General features: G+C 59.4%; 14 protein-coding genes. 3 read left to right on the plus strand and 11 right to left on the minus strand.

Annotated elements, in window-relative coordinates; genetic code table 11:
- Nucleotides 1-242 precede the first annotated feature (242 nt).
- The 7 genes from AC0L3P_RS17095 to AC0L3P_RS17125 form a co-directional block, all read right to left on the minus strand.
- Nucleotides 243-509: a DUF3551 domain-containing protein gene (locus AC0L3P_RS17095; protein ID WP_473303106.1), complete on the minus strand. Its 267-nt coding sequence runs from the start codon at nucleotides 507-509 to the stop codon at nucleotides 243-245.
- A complete protein-coding gene (locus AC0L3P_RS17100; protein ID WP_473303188.1) occupies nucleotides 421-654 on the minus strand; it encodes a hypothetical protein in 234 nt (77 codons plus the stop codon). Before AC0L3P_RS17100 ends, AC0L3P_RS17095 begins: the two co-directional genes overlap by 89 nt.
- Nucleotides 655-742: 88 nt before the next feature.
- Nucleotides 743-2320, minus strand: coding sequence for a hypothetical protein (locus AC0L3P_RS17105; protein WP_473303109.1), 1578 nt, complete (start codon nucleotides 2318-2320; stop codon nucleotides 743-745).
- A gap of 218 nt (nucleotides 2321-2538) precedes the next feature.
- A complete protein-coding gene (locus AC0L3P_RS17110) occupies nucleotides 2539-3246 on the minus strand; it encodes a TIGR02466 family protein (RefSeq protein ID WP_473303114.1) in 708 nt (235 codons plus the stop codon).
- Nucleotides 3247-3271: 25 nt separating this feature from the next.
- Nucleotides 3272-4735, minus strand: coding sequence for an aconitase X (locus AC0L3P_RS17115; RefSeq protein ID WP_473303116.1), 1464 nt, complete (start codon nucleotides 4733-4735; stop codon nucleotides 3272-3274).
- 48 nt (nucleotides 4736-4783) lie between these two features.
- Nucleotides 4784-5383, minus strand: a complete 600-nt coding sequence (locus tag AC0L3P_RS17120) for an aconitase X swivel domain-containing protein (protein WP_473303118.1) — start codon at nucleotides 5381-5383, stop codon at nucleotides 4784-4786.
- Between the two features lie 215 nt (nucleotides 5384-5598).
- The gene (locus AC0L3P_RS17125) at nucleotides 5599-8862 is read right to left on the minus strand and encodes an ABC transporter substrate-binding protein (protein WP_473303121.1); all 3264 of its coding nucleotides are present in this window, start codon (nucleotides 8860-8862) and stop codon (nucleotides 5599-5601) included.
- Nucleotides 8863-9351: 489 nt separating this feature from the next.
- Here AC0L3P_RS17125 and AC0L3P_RS17130 point away from each other — a divergent pair, with 489 nt between their 5' ends.
- Both AC0L3P_RS17130 and AC0L3P_RS17135 read left to right on the plus strand, forming a co-directional pair.
- A complete protein-coding gene (locus AC0L3P_RS17130) occupies nucleotides 9352-10755 on the plus strand; it encodes an invasion associated locus B family protein (RefSeq protein ID WP_473303126.1) in 1404 nt (467 codons plus the stop codon).
- Nucleotides 10756-10798: 43 nt separating this feature from the next.
- Nucleotides 10799-11998: an OpgC domain-containing protein gene (locus AC0L3P_RS17135; RefSeq protein WP_473303129.1), complete on the plus strand. Its 1200-nt coding sequence runs from the start codon at nucleotides 10799-10801 to the stop codon at nucleotides 11996-11998.
- Nucleotides 11999-12539: 541 nt separating this feature from the next.
- Here AC0L3P_RS17135 and AC0L3P_RS17140 read toward each other — a convergent pair.
- The 3 genes from AC0L3P_RS17140 to AC0L3P_RS17150 all read right to left on the minus strand — a co-directional run bounded on the left by AC0L3P_RS17140 (nucleotide 12540) and on the right by AC0L3P_RS17150 (nucleotide 14369).
- Nucleotides 12540-12818, minus strand: a complete 279-nt coding sequence (locus AC0L3P_RS17140; protein WP_473303134.1) for a hypothetical protein — start codon at nucleotides 12816-12818, stop codon at nucleotides 12540-12542.
- 197 nt (nucleotides 12819-13015) lie between these two features.
- The gene (locus AC0L3P_RS17145) at nucleotides 13016-13525 is read right to left on the minus strand and encodes a septal ring lytic transglycosylase RlpA family protein (protein WP_473303137.1); all 510 of its coding nucleotides are present in this window, start codon (nucleotides 13523-13525) and stop codon (nucleotides 13016-13018) included.
- 619 nt (nucleotides 13526-14144) lie between these two features.
- Nucleotides 14145-14369, minus strand: a complete 225-nt coding sequence (locus tag AC0L3P_RS17150) for a hypothetical protein (RefSeq protein ID WP_473303139.1) — start codon at nucleotides 14367-14369, stop codon at nucleotides 14145-14147.
- A 182-nt stretch (nucleotides 14370-14551) separates the two neighbouring features.
- Here AC0L3P_RS17150 and AC0L3P_RS17155 point away from each other — a divergent pair, with 182 nt between their 5' ends.
- Nucleotides 14552-15238: a recombinase family protein gene (locus AC0L3P_RS17155; RefSeq protein WP_473303141.1), complete on the plus strand. Its 687-nt coding sequence runs from the start codon at nucleotides 14552-14554 to the stop codon at nucleotides 15236-15238.
- Here AC0L3P_RS17155 and AC0L3P_RS17160 read toward each other — a convergent pair.
- Nucleotides 15216-15446: a hypothetical protein gene (locus AC0L3P_RS17160; protein ID WP_473303143.1), complete on the minus strand. Its 231-nt coding sequence runs from the start codon at nucleotides 15444-15446 to the stop codon at nucleotides 15216-15218. The genes AC0L3P_RS17155 and AC0L3P_RS17160 overlap by 23 nt on opposite strands.
- Between the last annotated feature and the right edge of the window lie 198 nt (nucleotides 15447-15644).

A 15644-nucleotide genomic window follows, 5' to 3' on the forward strand; every position in this document is an offset into this window, starting at 1 on the left:
CGCCTCTCTTGGACATTCTCTGACCTGACGCGATGTCCTGCTTTGAGTCTTAGTGCGATGCAGAGGGGACAGAGACAACCAACAGCACAGCATAGACGACCCAGAGCCCCCCGGAGCGGGCTCAAAGATCGCCGACACCGGAAGCTGTCGCCACTCAAGCCAAGCAACGTTGCCTTGGGTACCTCAAGATCGAGCGAGGCAACAGACCGAGGGAGCCACACTGCTTGCCGCGACGTTGCTTTTCAGTATCGGTTCCGAGCGTGGCTTGGCTGTCGTGCAAATGCGGACATCGGGTTGATTCCGCAGCAGGAACTAGTGCCGCTCGCGGTTGCCATACATTGGGCGTAGCTGCTGTACTGGCAATTGCCGGGATAGCCCCATATGCGCCCCTGTAAGCAGTAGCTATTCGGTCCCGTCACTTCAGGTGAATAACCATAAGGATGAGCGCAGGCTTGGTCCGCCGCCAAGGCCATGCTCACCGTCAGGATGGTTAACGTCAAAATGCGCATCGAACCTCCTCAAAAGCGAGACTGATGAGTTAAGAAGGAAAGCAAACCCAATCCAAATCAATTCACGTTTTCGCTCGCGGCAGTGCTCAGGCGTCATGGTCGCGCTGAAGCGCTCGGTGGTCCAACTCACTAACGCCTCAGCCAAGTCCGGTTCCGGACAGAGCCTATGAGGGCGGTCTTTATTCTGCGAGTGCGGGAGCATCTCGCGTATCAGACGCACGCAGGAAACGATGTTAGAATTTCCACTGGAGCTGGGTGTGGAAGCCGAAGCCCTTGTTCGGCAGGTTGGTCGGCTCCTTGTACTCCGTCTTGCGGTAGGTGGCCTCGAAGGCGACGCGATAGGCCTTGTCGATATCCCAGATCACATTGCTCCAGATCGTGCTGTTGTAGGTTCGTCCGAAGGTGTTGTTGGGGATGGGCGTGATGTCGGCGTCGTTGGGATCGTCGATCGCGTAGCCGCCGTGAGTATGCACGTTCGGCGTCCAGTAGACGAATCCCTCGAGCCAGCCGCCCGTTGCGCGGATCGGCTTCCAGGTCACGGCATCGAGTGTTTGAAGGATGCCGCCATTGTAGTTGCCCAGTGCCTGCCCGGTGTAGAACTTACCTGCGATTCCGAACGCCTCACTCTGAATTCCGAACAACTCTGCCAGGTTCGCACGAAAATCGACGGCGGCGCCCCACACGTCGGACACGACCCGGCGCGGAACGTCGGGCGGAAAGGCGGTTCTGCGAAGCTGACCCACCACGCCCGAGACGCCGACCTCCAGCGGACGCTGCGACAGCACGCCGATGCCGAGGGGCACCTTCTTCCCCAAACCCAGCGCGATACGTCCTTCCACGTTCGGCCAACCGTTGTCCTCGTCCAGACTGGTGTCCGGAATGCTGTAGGTGCCTTGCGGCTCGCTCAACGCCACCTGCAACGTCAATTGGGAGTCGTTGCCCACGGGCACGAAATGCTCCGCCCGGATCTGACCCTTGATGCTGTTACCGGCGCTGCCCGAGCCACCTAAGCCGGAAAACGGCAGAACCGTCGGAAAGCCGGGAGCGAAGACATCGAATTGCAGCCCCGCGGCGAACCTCCAACGATCGTTGTACAATTCGCCGTACGATTGCTGCAGCAGGAACCCGTTACGGTCCGCCAGAATCGTGTTGTCGAAAAAGACTGCCGATACCCTTCCTCCGGTTTGAAAATCCCCGATCATGGGTCCGGTAAAGGTGACGCCTAACATCGACTGTCGAGCGTTGAGATCGATGGTGTTCTGCGGAAATCCGCCGGCAAACGTCGGGACCAGAAAAAACGGAGTACCGGGCGCCTGGGGACGCGCCGTGTTGTAGATGATGTCCAGCGTGGCCCTCCCGAACACCGTGATATTGAAGGGACCTACGTTGAGGTTGGTTGGAGGTACAAGCGGAAAGGCCTTTGCGGGAGGCGCAGAAGCTTGTGCTGTGGAGACGCCCGGATTCGCTGGCGGATTTGTCGCCGCAACCGTCTGCGGCTGCTCCTGCTTTGGCCCGGGTGCCGACTTGGCTTCGCTTTTCGCGGTGCTGGATTTCTGCCGTTTCGCCTCGGCTTCTTCAAGCGCGTGCATGCGGTTGTCGAGGTTCTGCATCTTGCGAAGCAGGTCCTGCTTCAAGGCTTCGACTTCCTGCAGGCGCTGCTGCACCTTTGGATCGTTGTCGACGCTCTGAGAATAACCGGCTGACGGCAATAGCGCGAACGCCGAAACCCAAGCCACCGAGAAGACCGACGCTCGACCGGGGAGTCGACGAGTGCAAACAAGTGCTGTGCGACCAGATTGTTGCGACCGCATGCCAAAGCCTCCTTCACCTACGCTGGTGCTGCTTCTTCAGCCGTTTCCATCCCATTGCAATTCCACGTCGCCGGTCAAGGCATCTCACGTGCCTGCTCTTTTTTCCTACCCCTTGTGATATTTTTATTCGGCAGGAAGGCTTCCGTTTATTTTCACAAACATGATTGCAGGCGGCGGCACAGTGCGGTGTTGCTTGCCACCGACACGGTCGCTTCAAGTCACGCGCGCGCTCGGGGATCCTCCTGTTTGAGATAGCGGATATTGAAGGCGACCGTGATCCGGTCTGCCGCTTCCCCGTTCGGTTGCACCCAGTGCGTCAGATAGGACGGAAACATCAGAAGATTCCCCGGCTTCGGGTTGATGATAAACTTGCGATTGAAGCAGGCGGCGCCTTCGATCGTGTAGGCGTTGGCGTTGACGCGCGGGTCGAGAAACTCGATAGCCCCGCTACTTCCTTCCGATGGCACGCTCGCATAGTACACGCCGGATAACACGAAGCCTGAATGATCATGGGGCGCGTTGAAAGCGCCAGGGGGGTTGACGTTGATCCAGCCCTGGCAGAGCGCCTGGTTCGCGGCGAAATCGAATTGAGGCGAAAGAAACAGCGTCGTCTCGCGGATCGCATCCAAGATGTGGGCACGTAACGCGGTGCATCCCGGCTCGATGCGGCCGAAGAAATCGTCCTCGGAGTGCCAGCCTTCGCGATTGCTTCTGGTCAATCCGCGCGCACGTGCGCGCATCGCCTGCGCCTCATCGACTATCTGCCGGTTGAGAATTTCGCAATCCGGGACCTGGAACAGGAGCATGGGCGAGGCGAACGCTGGCTCTATCTTGGTCAACTTTATCATTGGCGAGCGGAAACCAACTGCACTGCGGTTGCGACACGAGCACGAAAAAGCCAGCCGCATTCGCTGCAACGGCGGCATCTTCGCAGTTCAAAATGACGGTCGCTCAATCCAGGAATGGCTTGCTGTAAAGCGGGCGTTCCTTTTCGCTCGCCAACCGCTCCTTCCGTGGCTTAGCAAAGTAATCCCAGCGCGCGCTCGGCGTGAACATGCCGGTCACTGCGGCGTTGATGAGGGCCGGCGGGTTGGCGAAGATCCATTTGAAGTCCCAGCCGCCTCCAAGCTTCACGTATTTGAAGCTTGTGGTGCCGATGGTCATGCCCGCCGGGTAATGCCGGACCGGGTTCATGGCCATGCAGGTCTGGTGGTAGATCTTGCCACCGGCATCCTCGATGATCTTGGCGTCTCCAAAGCGTTGGGCCAAGTCGTAGGACGGCGTGTCCGTCTGCACCCACACCATCACCCCTTCTTTCACCTTCTTGCCCTTCAAGAGGCGGGCGACCTCGCGGACCTCTTCAAAGGTCGCGACCGGACAACCGAAGATGATGATGTCCACCGGCTTGCCCTTGTCCGTGCCGGGCGCTGGCGCGATGTTGTTGATATGGCGGTACATCTCGACGATATCGTCCATGGTGATGGTGAACCGCTCGGGTTCCTTCGGCATATTGCCCTTGAAGGCAGCCTCCAGCGTCGGCGATTCCGGCGTATAGCCCATCAAATGCAGAATCGGGTCGTTCATGCCCGGGGAGCAGCAGGAGATGAGCTGCTTGGTCCCCGTCGCGCCCATGTTCTTGGGGAGGTTGAGCACGGCCGGGATCCGGTTCTCCGCCTTTTCGGCGATGGCGGCGCCCAGGCACGCCCAGTCCGCGGCGCCCACGATGTTGTCACGAGTCTCGTCATCAAGCTCGACGATACATTTGGCCGCCCGATTCTCGTCGAGATGGCTGCCGTATTTGGGAAGACAGCCGGTGTAGGCGGCGTAGATCGAGTTGATGGGGGATTCCCGGTTGGTGCGGGCGCCGAGCATGGTGTTGATGTAGGCCGCAGCGCTGGACTCGGAGCAGGCGCAGTATTGGCCCATCTTGGGGATGCAGACGTTGACTTGAGGCTGGCACGAGAGCCAGGGGAGCCAGCCATGCTCGATCAGCTTGTCGTAGCCCGCCTTGAGGTCCGTCACCATTTCCTTGTCGATCGTGAAGCCTCCCTTGCCCGGAAGCTCGAAGTTCCAAGGGTAGCCCTTCTCGTCGACCTTATCGAACTGCAGCAGGTACGGATCGTTTCCGGCCTGAGTGCCTGTTTCGTCCGCAACGTGGGCGCCCTTCATGGCAAAGATCGGATCGTAGAGCGGGCTGTGCCCGATATCATACGCCTCGAGTTTCTTCTTCGTCTCGGCAGCCGTGCGATCCTTCGAGTAGATCGGACACAAGTTGAGGACGAGGGAGACGTCCACCATTTCCTTGGCCTCGACGGCTTCACCGAAATCGTTCAGCTTATCCATGCAGAACTGCTTGGCTTCGCCATGCTTGCCGTCGAGCATCTCTTGCTGGAGTTTCGTGAGTCGCATTGCCATGACTTCTGCCCTCCACTGATTGCGTAATTCGGGTCACGCTCGAACGGACTATGCTTTGCGCGTGATCGTGACCGTGGCCTTCTGGCCTACTTTCGGCGCGTCGATTTCCACCCAGTCGCCGGTCTTGATTTCCGTGATCGGGTCGCGGTCGAGGCTGTCCACGGCAGGGATTTCTGCGGCAAGGGTCCCGCTGATGTCGATATCGTGGACTTTCCGGCAGATGATGGCCGCAGGGCCGTGATGTGAAATCTTGACCTTGTAGTACATGCTGATGGCGCCGGTGGTGGAGCCCAGCACCGTGGGATAGACCACGATCTTCCCAATCACGCTTTTGCCCTGGATGTCGGCCCCGGGCACGAGAACGATGCCGTCCTCATTGCCGACGTGGTTGAATGCCCAACCCATGCGTTGGCTGTTCACGAGCGCTTCGCCGGCGGCTTTTCCTTTCGACCGGGCGATGCCGGTCAACACGATCTTTGTCTCCTTCGGCGTCTGAGCTGCGAGCACGTCAGGTGTCAAGGCAGCTCCAGTGATCACCGCCGCTGCGCCGATGAACAAACGACGATCGATCGCGGCAAGGGCAGAGTCCGCGGGTTGGGACTCAATCGGACCGTCGTCTTGCCGGGGTTGCGTAAGCTTGATTGCCATGACTATCTCCCCTTAATCGAGTGCGTTTCCAGAAAGATGTGGCTATTCCTGGCGCGTAATCTTGATCGTGGTAGACGCCCAACCGTGGCTGCGGCGATCATCGCGAGGCCGCTGAATTGGATGTATCGAATTCCGGGCGCACGACGCTTTGTTGACGCAGATCAACGAACCCGGCCGCCACTATCTTTTCTTTCGCCGGACAATGTGACCCGAATTCACACGAGCTTTTTCTCCGCTCCTCCTCGCCACCCAGGCGGCGCATCGGCAGGATCGGATGGTTGTTGTCCTGTGCTCTCCGCGAGCATGAAGCTCGCAAGAGCATCTTCGGGAAACTCCTTCAGGATGTCTCGATAGGCGCACTCTGCGGCGAGACAGTCTCCGGCCTCGAATATTTGCGAGGCTTGCCAGGTCATTGCGCACAATTGCTGGTCCCGATCGCGGACCCTTAGTTCCGGATCGTCGCTCGCGCGAAGGCCGAGCAGTTCGTAGATCATGAAGCTGGTCTTGCGGCCTTTCACCTGAACCCACTTCATCGGCCTTGCAACGATGTCCGCCTTCGCCTGGTCGTAAATGCTGTCGCTGATGCAGATGGTGGTTCCAAACAGCTTGTTGATGCCTTCGAGGCGGGCAGCTACGTTCACGCCGTCACCCAAGGCCGTGTAGTTCAGCCGGGTCGAAGAACCGACATTGCCGACGAGGACGCTGGCGCAATTGAGCCCGATCCTCAGGCGGATTCGCGGCCTCCCTTCCGCCTGCCAGGCATCGTTGACGCGTTCCATGCGGCGCGCAGCCCGCAATGCGGCTGTGCATCCGCGCAGAACGTGGTCAGGGCGCTCCGCCGGGGCGTTCCAGAACGCCATGACGCCGTCGCCGATGAATTTGTCGACGGTACCGCCTTCCGCCGCGATGGCAGAAGAGACTTCCTCCAGATAGGTCGAGATCTGGACCAGCAGGTCATCAGGCGCGAGCGTTTCGGCGTGGCTGGAAAAATTCTCCAGATCGGAAAAGAACACAGTAAGGAATCGCGGCTCTACGCCCGGCGTCAGGGGGATGCCCGACTTGATCAGTTGGCGGACCACATCGAGCGGAACGAAGGAGGAAAAGGATTTCAGTGACGTTCGCAGCAGGGAAGCCGCCGACTCCAACTTCGCGATCTCCTCGATATGCGACGGTGGACGGACGGGTGCATCAAAATTGAGGCTTTCTATGTCCTGCAGTTGTCGGGACACATTTTCGACCGGGCGCGACAGCCTGGTCGAAGCGAAGTAGATGAAGAAGAATTCGACCATCGTGAGGGCGAAGATCACCGCCATCATCAATCGATTGGCGCTCTTCAAAGTCCCCACGAAATCGTCGATCGGCGTCAACGTGATGACCTGCCAAGGCTGCCCGAAGCCGCCCGGGAAATTGGCGAACGCCGCGACGAAATCCTCTCCGGTCGCCGGCGATCGAAACTCGAACCTGTCGTTGCCCATGCGACCGTGTTGCCGATGGGCCTCGCGCACCACGGGGTCGTCGATGTCAGCCAGGGTTGCAATCCTGAGGGCTCCATTATCGATCCGAACGGCCCTCTGCTTATCCGGAAAGGCGATGATCTTACCGTTGTTGCGGTCCGCGATGAATGTCGTGCTGCCAGCGCTCGCCCGATGCTTGTCGAGAAAGCGCGACAGGACGTCCATGGTGATGTTGGCCGATGCGCAACCAAGGAATTCGACGCCGCGAAAGATAGGAATGCGCACCGAAATAACGGGAGAGCCGGTATCGGGATTGATTGAAGGTTTCGTCACGGCAAGGGTGTGCGTTGTCTTGGCGGACTGATAGCCCGGCAAGGTACGAATGTCGGTGTCGGTGGCGACACTATATTTGCCGACTTCATGGGGCCATATGTCGAAGAATGTTCGATGCCGCACCCGCCGCAGCGCATACGTGATTGCATCGATGTAGCTGGAATGCCAGTTGGCAGTCGCGGGAATCCGGGGATCGCCGCGCCGGCGGTCTTCGTCGATCCGGGTGACCACCCGATGGTAACCGTCCTCGAAGCTGACGTAGACGCCGTCGATATGGGGGGCCGAGGTCAGGGCGCGATAAAGGAGGTCGCGGCTTTGTTCGGTGCGGAAATAGCCGGGATCGGTGGCAGCCAGTTCGGCGATAAAGCGCAGCGAGCTCTCGGTGTTGTCGATCAGGTCCTGGGTGCGTTCAACGCCGGCCTGGCTGGTCTGCGCGACCGCCTCGTCCAGGATCAAGACAATGCCGGTCGAATTCTTGTTGTAATTATAGATCAGGATGAAAATGAGGACCGGAATGCTGAGGCCGATGAACAGTAGCGACATGATCAGACTCAGTCTCGGCCGCCCCATCCCGGCCAACGGATTCAGTGTGCTCAGGCGCGCTGTCGCGACCCGCAAGGTGCGGCGGTTTCGATACGCGAGCAGTGCCGCGCCCGCCGATCCGGCCATTGCGAGCAGGAAAGGAACCAGCCAGCGCCGACGGCTATCGTCATCTCCATTCCAGATCAGTGCAGGGGGCAGCGTATCGTCGGTCAGCAACCCAAGTTGCCGATAGACCGCGGCGATACGCTGCCAGCGCCCGGGATCCTGCTCGCCGATCCGGGCGAGATCCCTTCCAACGAGGGCCGCCGTCTGCTCCGCCTCAAACAGCAGGGCGTCTCGGCTCTTTTTCGCCGAGTATTTCTGCAGGATCAGATCGGCCGTGGCCTCCCTATGCGCGAAAGCAAAAGCCCAGCCTTTCAGGCTCGCCGCCCTGAATGATGCGACCCGGTCCGGATGGGCTTGCACTTCCGCCTCGGAAGTACACAAATTATCGCCGTAGAAATCGATGCCGGAGGCTGCAGGTGCGAAGGTGCGGTAGGGCGCGCCAAGCTGTTCAAGAATGAACGGCTCGTTGGTGCTGTAGGCGATCATGGCGTCGGCCCGGCCGGAAAGGAGGTCGCGTGGGTTTCCCTCGTGCGGAACGCGCAGCATGGATCGATAGTCGATCCCCTCGCGCTTCAGCATCGCAGCGATGTCGTCGCTTCCCGGCGTGTCCATGAGCCCGCGGCCGCGCAGATCCGCTACGCTGCTGATGTCCGCTCGACGCGCGACCAGGATGACGGCCGCGGAATGCTGGAAAATGGCGGCGAGCACGACCAGCCTGCGGCCCGCTGCCCAGTCCCGCAGAACGCTGGCGCTGCAGACTCCGAAATCCGCCTTGCCGCCGGCAACCAACTCGGAGACGTCGATATCGGGGCCGCCTTCGCGAATGGTAACGTCGAGGCCGGCGTCGCGATAGAAGCCTTGCTCAAGGGCCTGGTAGTAGCCCGCAAACTGAAATTGATGCTTCCATTTGAGCTGAATTGATACGGCATCAAGCGCCGCGGCAGGATGTGCTGCCGCCAGCACCAGCGAAGCGGCCACGATCAGCCGTCCCAACGACGCCAGATTTGGCATGGCCAAGCCAAAGCAATTGCGTGACTTGCCCATCGCGCTGTCAACTGCAGGGTCGGGGCTCTTCCTCTGATCTTTACTCGTAGCGAGCGCAAACGCCTGCGTTCCACCTCAGGCACCTGCGGACCTCTCGACGGGCGTGACGGACTGTTGTCCTTGCCACGCACACGCCGCCCACTCGTGTTCGACCTGCGCCGCAGGCGGCCGCGACTTGCGTGATCAGGCTGTCCGGCTGAGCAATCGGCGCAGGCGTCAGAGCAAGCGCCGGGGTTGCGACCGAAAGAGCAAATCCAGCAATCATCATCAACCTGATCATCTGATCCTCCCAACCGTAGCGACGGTTTCGTCGACCAGCGACTGAATAGTCGACCGGTAGTGTGGAACACGCATGGGCCTTTTCCGGAGATCCGAGCGTGCTCCTCCGTTCAGCCTGGGTCCGAATCTGGGCCTTGGCTTGATTCAGATCAACGGATGCCCACCCCCCATACCTAGCGTCAGGCCAGACCACGTCGTCGGAGAAGGAAGATGCTGAAGCGTTCGCCGGTCATCCTTCTTTTGCTGATTATCCTCTCGGCGGTCCATTTCCCTGCCGCAGCAGACGACCGAACAGCGGGACCGCAAATCCAGGAGGAAATCTGGGCGCTGCCGTTTCCGCTACCTGTGCTTGCTTTCCTGGTACGGCCGGTCGGAGATGGCCCGTTCCCCTTGGTGATCATGAACCACGGCATTTCTCTCGATGCCAATCAGCGGACGATGTTTCCGATGATCGAATATCGGGACGCGGCGCGCTGGTTTGCGCGTCGGGGGTATGTGGTCATCTCGCCTATCAGGTACGGTGCCAGCAGTCTCGATGACAAAGATCAGGGTCTCTACGGAGCTGTGTTTGCTCACGTTGGTAGCTGTGACAACCCAAACTTCCGCGGTCCCGGGCTCGCTATCGCCACTCTGAACGAGTGGGTCATCGACTACATGAGCAAGAAGAAGATGATCCAGCCCGGTAAGGTCATCGTCGTTGGCCAGTCGGGCGGCGGATGGGGCTCGATTGCTCTTGCGAGCCTGAACCCGTCGTCGGTTCAGGCAATCATTACCTTCGCGGCCGGGCGTGGAGGCCGAGTTGATGGCAAACCCAACAACAATTGCGCACCCGATAAGCTCGTTGCCGCCACCGGCGAGTTTGGGCGCACCGCACGCATCCCGATGCTTTGGATCTACGCGGAAAACGACACCTACTTCGGACCGGAGTTGACCAAGCGGATGCATCAAGCCTTCGTCGAAGCTGGCGGAAATGCCGAATATCGTATGCTGCCGTCCTTTGGAAGTGACGGGCACTTCATGATCGATTCGGCGGACGCAGTGCCGATCTGGTCGCCTTTGGTAGCGCAATTTCTGGAGAAGCATTCAGCAACCGCCACGCTGTCGGGAGGAGTCAGCAGCTCTTCACCCCAGCAGGAGCATCGGGCGAAGCCGCCGCGACTGCGCCTACCTGAAAACATTCATTACTCAAACTGGGAAAAACTTTGTTTCGGCTCATCCGATGGAACCACAATATGCCGAACGACCTCGACCGGCACAGACGACCTCGATCAGGTAGTGGTGCGTGTGGACCTGATCCAACGAGCCGACGGTCCGGCTCGCTTGCAGCTTTTCGTTCCGCAAGGGGCAAACCTGCAGCAGGGTGTCAAAGTGACGATAGATCAGGGCAGCCCTACCCAGGTTCCCTTCAACTGGTGTCTCACTAACATCTGCATCGCGGCACGCGCAATCGAACCAACCTTGGCTGCTCAGATGGAAGCCGGCCGACAGCTCAAACTTGAACTCACCGACCTCAACTCGTCGTCTGTTGCGATAAGTCTGCCACTCGAGCAGTTCGCCAAGGCTCACAAAGCGCAGCCCACCCAAACGTTCGATTTCACGTCAGACGAGGAATGAACGACGTTGCTGAGATAACGTGCTGCTGCGAAAGGTCCAGATCATGCGCGAGACGTTCGGAGACGCTCGCACCGCTGTCCTGGTGGGCCCCGGCAAACGTGACCTGCGGCTCGATCTGTTGCGAGGTGTCGGCCAGTGGATGGTCTTCCTGGACCATATCCCGGAGAACTTCCTGAACTGGTTCACCCTTCGCAACTACGGCTTCAGCGACGCAGCCGAAATATTCGTGTTCATTTCCGGCTATTCGATCGGATTTTCCTACGGACCAGCGATCAAGGCCGGCCAGTTTCTGGCTGGCGCGAAGCGCCTTTGGACGCGCGCATCCCAACTCTACGTCGCTCACATTTTCCTGTTTCTGTTCTTCACGGCCCAGATTGCTCGCACCGCAGCTCGGTTCGACAACCCGATGTACAAGGATGAGTTCAACGTCGCTCAGTTTCTGGACCGTACGGATATCATGATCGGGCAGGCGCTTCTGCTCAAGTACAAGCCGGTCAATCTCGATGTCCTGCCCCTTTACATCGCGCTGGTGATTGCAGCGCCGGCAATACTGTGGGGCCTGCTGCGTCGGCCGAATTGGACGCTGCTCTTCTCTGCGCTTCTCTATTTCGCAGCTCGACATTTCGATTGGAATTTACCTTCGTTTCCAGGCGGCAAGTGGTATTTCAACCCCTTCGCCTGGCAGTTCTTGTTCGTCTTCGGCATTTGGTGTGGCTTTGGTGGCGGCCCTACAATAAGGCCAGCAGCATTGTCCCGTCCGGTCACGATCGTTGCGGCGGCATGGCTCGCTTTTGCATTCCTCTTCGTGATGACATGGCATGTGCCAGCCTTGGAGCGGTTCGTGCCGCAAGCCCTAATTCGCGCGATTTATCCCATCGACAAAACCAATCTTGATCCTCTGCGGCTCACGCATTTCATCGCACTGATGGTCGTATTGCTGCGTGTTCTCCCGCCAGATTTACCCGGGCTCACCTCAAAAGGGCTGCGCCCGCTAATCCTGTGTGGTCAGCGCTCGCTCTCCGTGTTCTGCTTTGGTGTTCTGCTGTCATTCGCTGCACATTGGATTCTGAAGCAGGTTGCGGGTGGCATCGTTGCCCAGATGCTCGTCAGCGTCTCGGGCATCGTTCTCCTGGTCGGAGTTGCTTGGATTGCTACCTTGTATCGCAGCCTTCCGATTTTGTTTGGGACAGAAACACGGGTGATCCGGATCGGAAAAGACGTTCCGACGGTTAAGGGGGAGTAGTTCAGGGGGTGACGTGACCGCTTCGAGCCATAAGCGCCAGCCTCGCGCTCGCCCGCAAACTTCCGGCGCCCCACTCAAGGGAAACTGAGCTGCGCGGCGTCGATCAGCAGCTATCAGCCACAGGAGCGAATGCCAAATGAGCGGCTCAAGCCTCACGCCATATGCCAGACGAAGCGGGCCTCACGGTCTTGCTTGCGGATCGAAGATTGATTTTGCGGTCGGCGTGTAAGGGGCTTTGCTGAAACTACGCATGCCTTCGCAGCGGATTTTTCTCTCCCCCTCTCTCGACCGAAGATTGCTTGAAACAGTCCTTATGGACGCGTGAAGCGCTGGGCGGCGCAGCAAGCGCTTTGGGAGCCGAAAAAAACGCCCCGCAACTCACTCCACGGAAACGCGATAAACTGGCGCCCGGCCGACCTTCATTGTCTTTGCAATGAGACGGCCCACGGCGAGGCATCAACAGGCGCAAGACGGGCGGCCTCGTCCGTTTGACCGCCGACTGCGATCCGCATCATTCGGCGTCGCTCAACTGTACAGCCCGCTATTTGATCGTCGCGTGCACTGTGATCACCGACGTACCAGAAGCCTTCGGCCCCTTACCCGTTGCCTTGATGGCAAAGGTGTCACTTCCTTTGTATCTGGCCTCTGTCTTGTACTCGTAGGTCGCAACGTTGAGCTTCTTCAGTTTGCCGTGTGCTGGCTTTTGCAAGATTTCCGAGCTACTCGTCACGCCGCGCAACGTGATCGGGAAGCTGCAACTTTCCCCAGAAGCTATGTTGATGTCGCCACTCGAATTCTCCCCCCAATCCGCCAGTTCCATCGATCTTGAACATTCCGGAGCTGCCAACGCGTTAGAAACGTACGTGGCGCTAGAAGCTCCCGCGATAAAGGCCACAACAGCCAAACTAGACATCCGCACCACAGGCTCCTCGATATGCAATAGGCTAATCTTGGCCCTGCCCCTTTGTCGTCGAGCTGTCGTCAGCTACTCTCCGCATGCCAACGGGCGCTCCGCTATTAGTGGCGCCGGTGATGGCGGGGCGCAGGAGCCATCGCCATCGAAGATCCGAACGTTCCCAACGAACCCATGCCGTCCTGCATCGGTTGGAAGAACCCCGGTATGGCCACCGCAGCGACGGGACGTTGGCGACCACGACTCGCGACCAAAGTCCCGCCGGATCCCATTTGCACAATGGTCGCGGTCACGTTGCGATGGGTGCAGCGACAGCCGAGCGCACTTGCAGCCGCAGGCGATAGATCAAGAAACGCGCCGGTGAATGGACCGCGATCGGTCACCGTGACCTGGATCGACCGGCCGCCGCTCTGAACCATCAGGACTGTCCCGAAGGGCAGCGTCCGGTGAGCGGCTGTCATTGCAGCGCAGTTTAGTACGCCCCCGGAGGCTGTTCGGCGACCGCACAGGCGGTCGCTCCCGCCGTAATAAGTGGCGCTCCCGGAGAGACGATGCGCCTCGGCCACAGAAGAGAGCGAGAGAAGGATGATGCCGGTCGCGACTATGCGTTTCATGCTGGATCCCTCGGGTATGAAAGAGGCGCTGCGAGAATGTCGTGCCGCTGCTACGTCCAATCGGAGGTCCTTGGGCCCGGCGCAGGAGGTCGAACGGTTGACCGAACCACAGGCACTGTAACTCTGTTGATCGGCAAAGGTGCCGGAAATGGGGCAAAATGGTGCGAGGCGGACCAGCGGCTGGGAGAGAAGAGCCCGAGGCGCGATCAAGCGATGGCACCTGCGCCGCACGATCTGTTAAAATTCGAGCAATCGATTCCGAAGATGACACCACCGCCGTGGCCGCGATAGCGGGCGCCCCATTCGCCTCCGAAAGCAACTGCTTTAAGCGAGCGTTCCGCCCGCAGGGCCTCACTCTCCGCTTCCAGCGTGCGCAGCAGATGGCGCGATCAGCTTGGGCGTTACGGGCATCGTAACGGTTGGCGTTACGGCCGTCGTAACGGCGGCGAGACGACATCGTAACACAGGCGCGACCAGTGACGCCTGCCGCAGGCTTTGCAAAGGGGCGGGTCTGTGGGGATATTCTCTTTGGGAATATCGGTCGGACCGCGCGCCGGTTGGAGCGGCGCGCGCCGTGGACTAGAGCGAACGTTCGCTCCGCAAAGCTGGGAATTCGGCGCTAACATCGTGCGGGGTTCAGATAAAAAGCATGCTTGCCCGGAGAAATTTTTCCCTCCCCGGTGCCTCTGCCCATGGTCGAGCCCCCTCCCCCATCAATCATCGACGTCTCGCCCTCAAGGTTCTCATCATCATCATCACTGCAACAGGTGACGTGCGTCTGACCTCGGTCTTCGTCTGCTTCATTTTGGAATCGCAGACTCTTCATGCTGACGCTCTTGCGCATGTTGTGCTCGGACACGCCGAGCAGGTAAGCACTGGCCCGCGGCGTTGGACGATCAGCACATGGCAAGCTCTGTTGCTTCGCTGAGCTAAACTTTTAACGAAGAGTTAGATCGACTTCGTCGCAAGATGCGGTTTACATGTGGACGCACGATCACGTGTAACTTTCGGGAGGATAAAACTTCTATGCGCGCAGCCGTTTCTTACATTCGCGTGTCAAAGCCGAAGCAGGGTCGCAGCGGTCTCGGCTTGGAAGCGCAGCAAGCTGCGATCAGGGCATTCTGCGCGCAGCATGGCTTCAACATCGACGCCGAGTACCGCGAGGTCGAGACGGGTAAAGGGGCTGATGCGCTGGAGCGCAGGCCCGAGCTTGCAGCTGCCATGAAGCTCGCCCGTAAGCTCGGCCGCGGCGGCAGGTCGGGCGCTGCCCCTATCATCATTGCCAAACTCGACCGATTGAGCCGCGACGTTCACTTCATCAGCGGACTGATGGTGCAGCGCATCCCGTTCATCGTCACCGAGCTCGGCCCGGACGTTGACCCTTTCATGCTCCACATCCACGCGGCGGTCGCCGAAAAAGAGCGTGAGAGGATTGCTCAACGGACGAGGGAAGCCCTTGCGGCTGCCAAGGCACGCGGTCGAAAGCTCGGCAACTCCGAGATCGGGAGAGCGCGCCAGGAGCAGGCTGACGTGTACGCCGAGCAGTTTCGTTCAATCGTCGAGCCTCTTCGAGGTCTGCCCGCCAAGCGCATCTCCGCGATGCTAAATGAACAAAAGATCCTTACAGCGCGAGGCGGTACTTGGCAGGCGATCCAAGTGATCAGATTGCTCAGTCGGCTTGAGCGGCGCCCTATTCCGGATCGACTGACCTGACTTTCGCCGGCCCGATCAGCAGCATCTTGTGCTCTTCTCGCTTATCTCCACCAGACGCAATGCAATAGAGCTCGGCGTCGGTCAGCTCTTCAATCGGTACGTCACGACGATCGATGACCTGCGCAGGCTTACCATCCAGCCTATCAATAAGCTCGTGGATGTGGGCAAGACTGCCCTGCTCCGCTTTGTCGAGCAGTTGGTCCGCCACCCTGCGAAGCGCTAGCGGACGGCTCCGGAGCGCTATCCGGAGCGCGTCATTGAACGGCCTTTCCTTGTTCACGCTTCCAATGGGTCGTCCCACGACACGCTCCATATCCGCCAAACGATCTACATCAAAATACTCGCAATTCACTCAGGGAACTAGATCCCTGGGACCAAGCATCACCCCGCTTAAGGCTATCGATCA

Source organism: Bradyrhizobium sp. WSM4874, assembly GCF_055811835.1.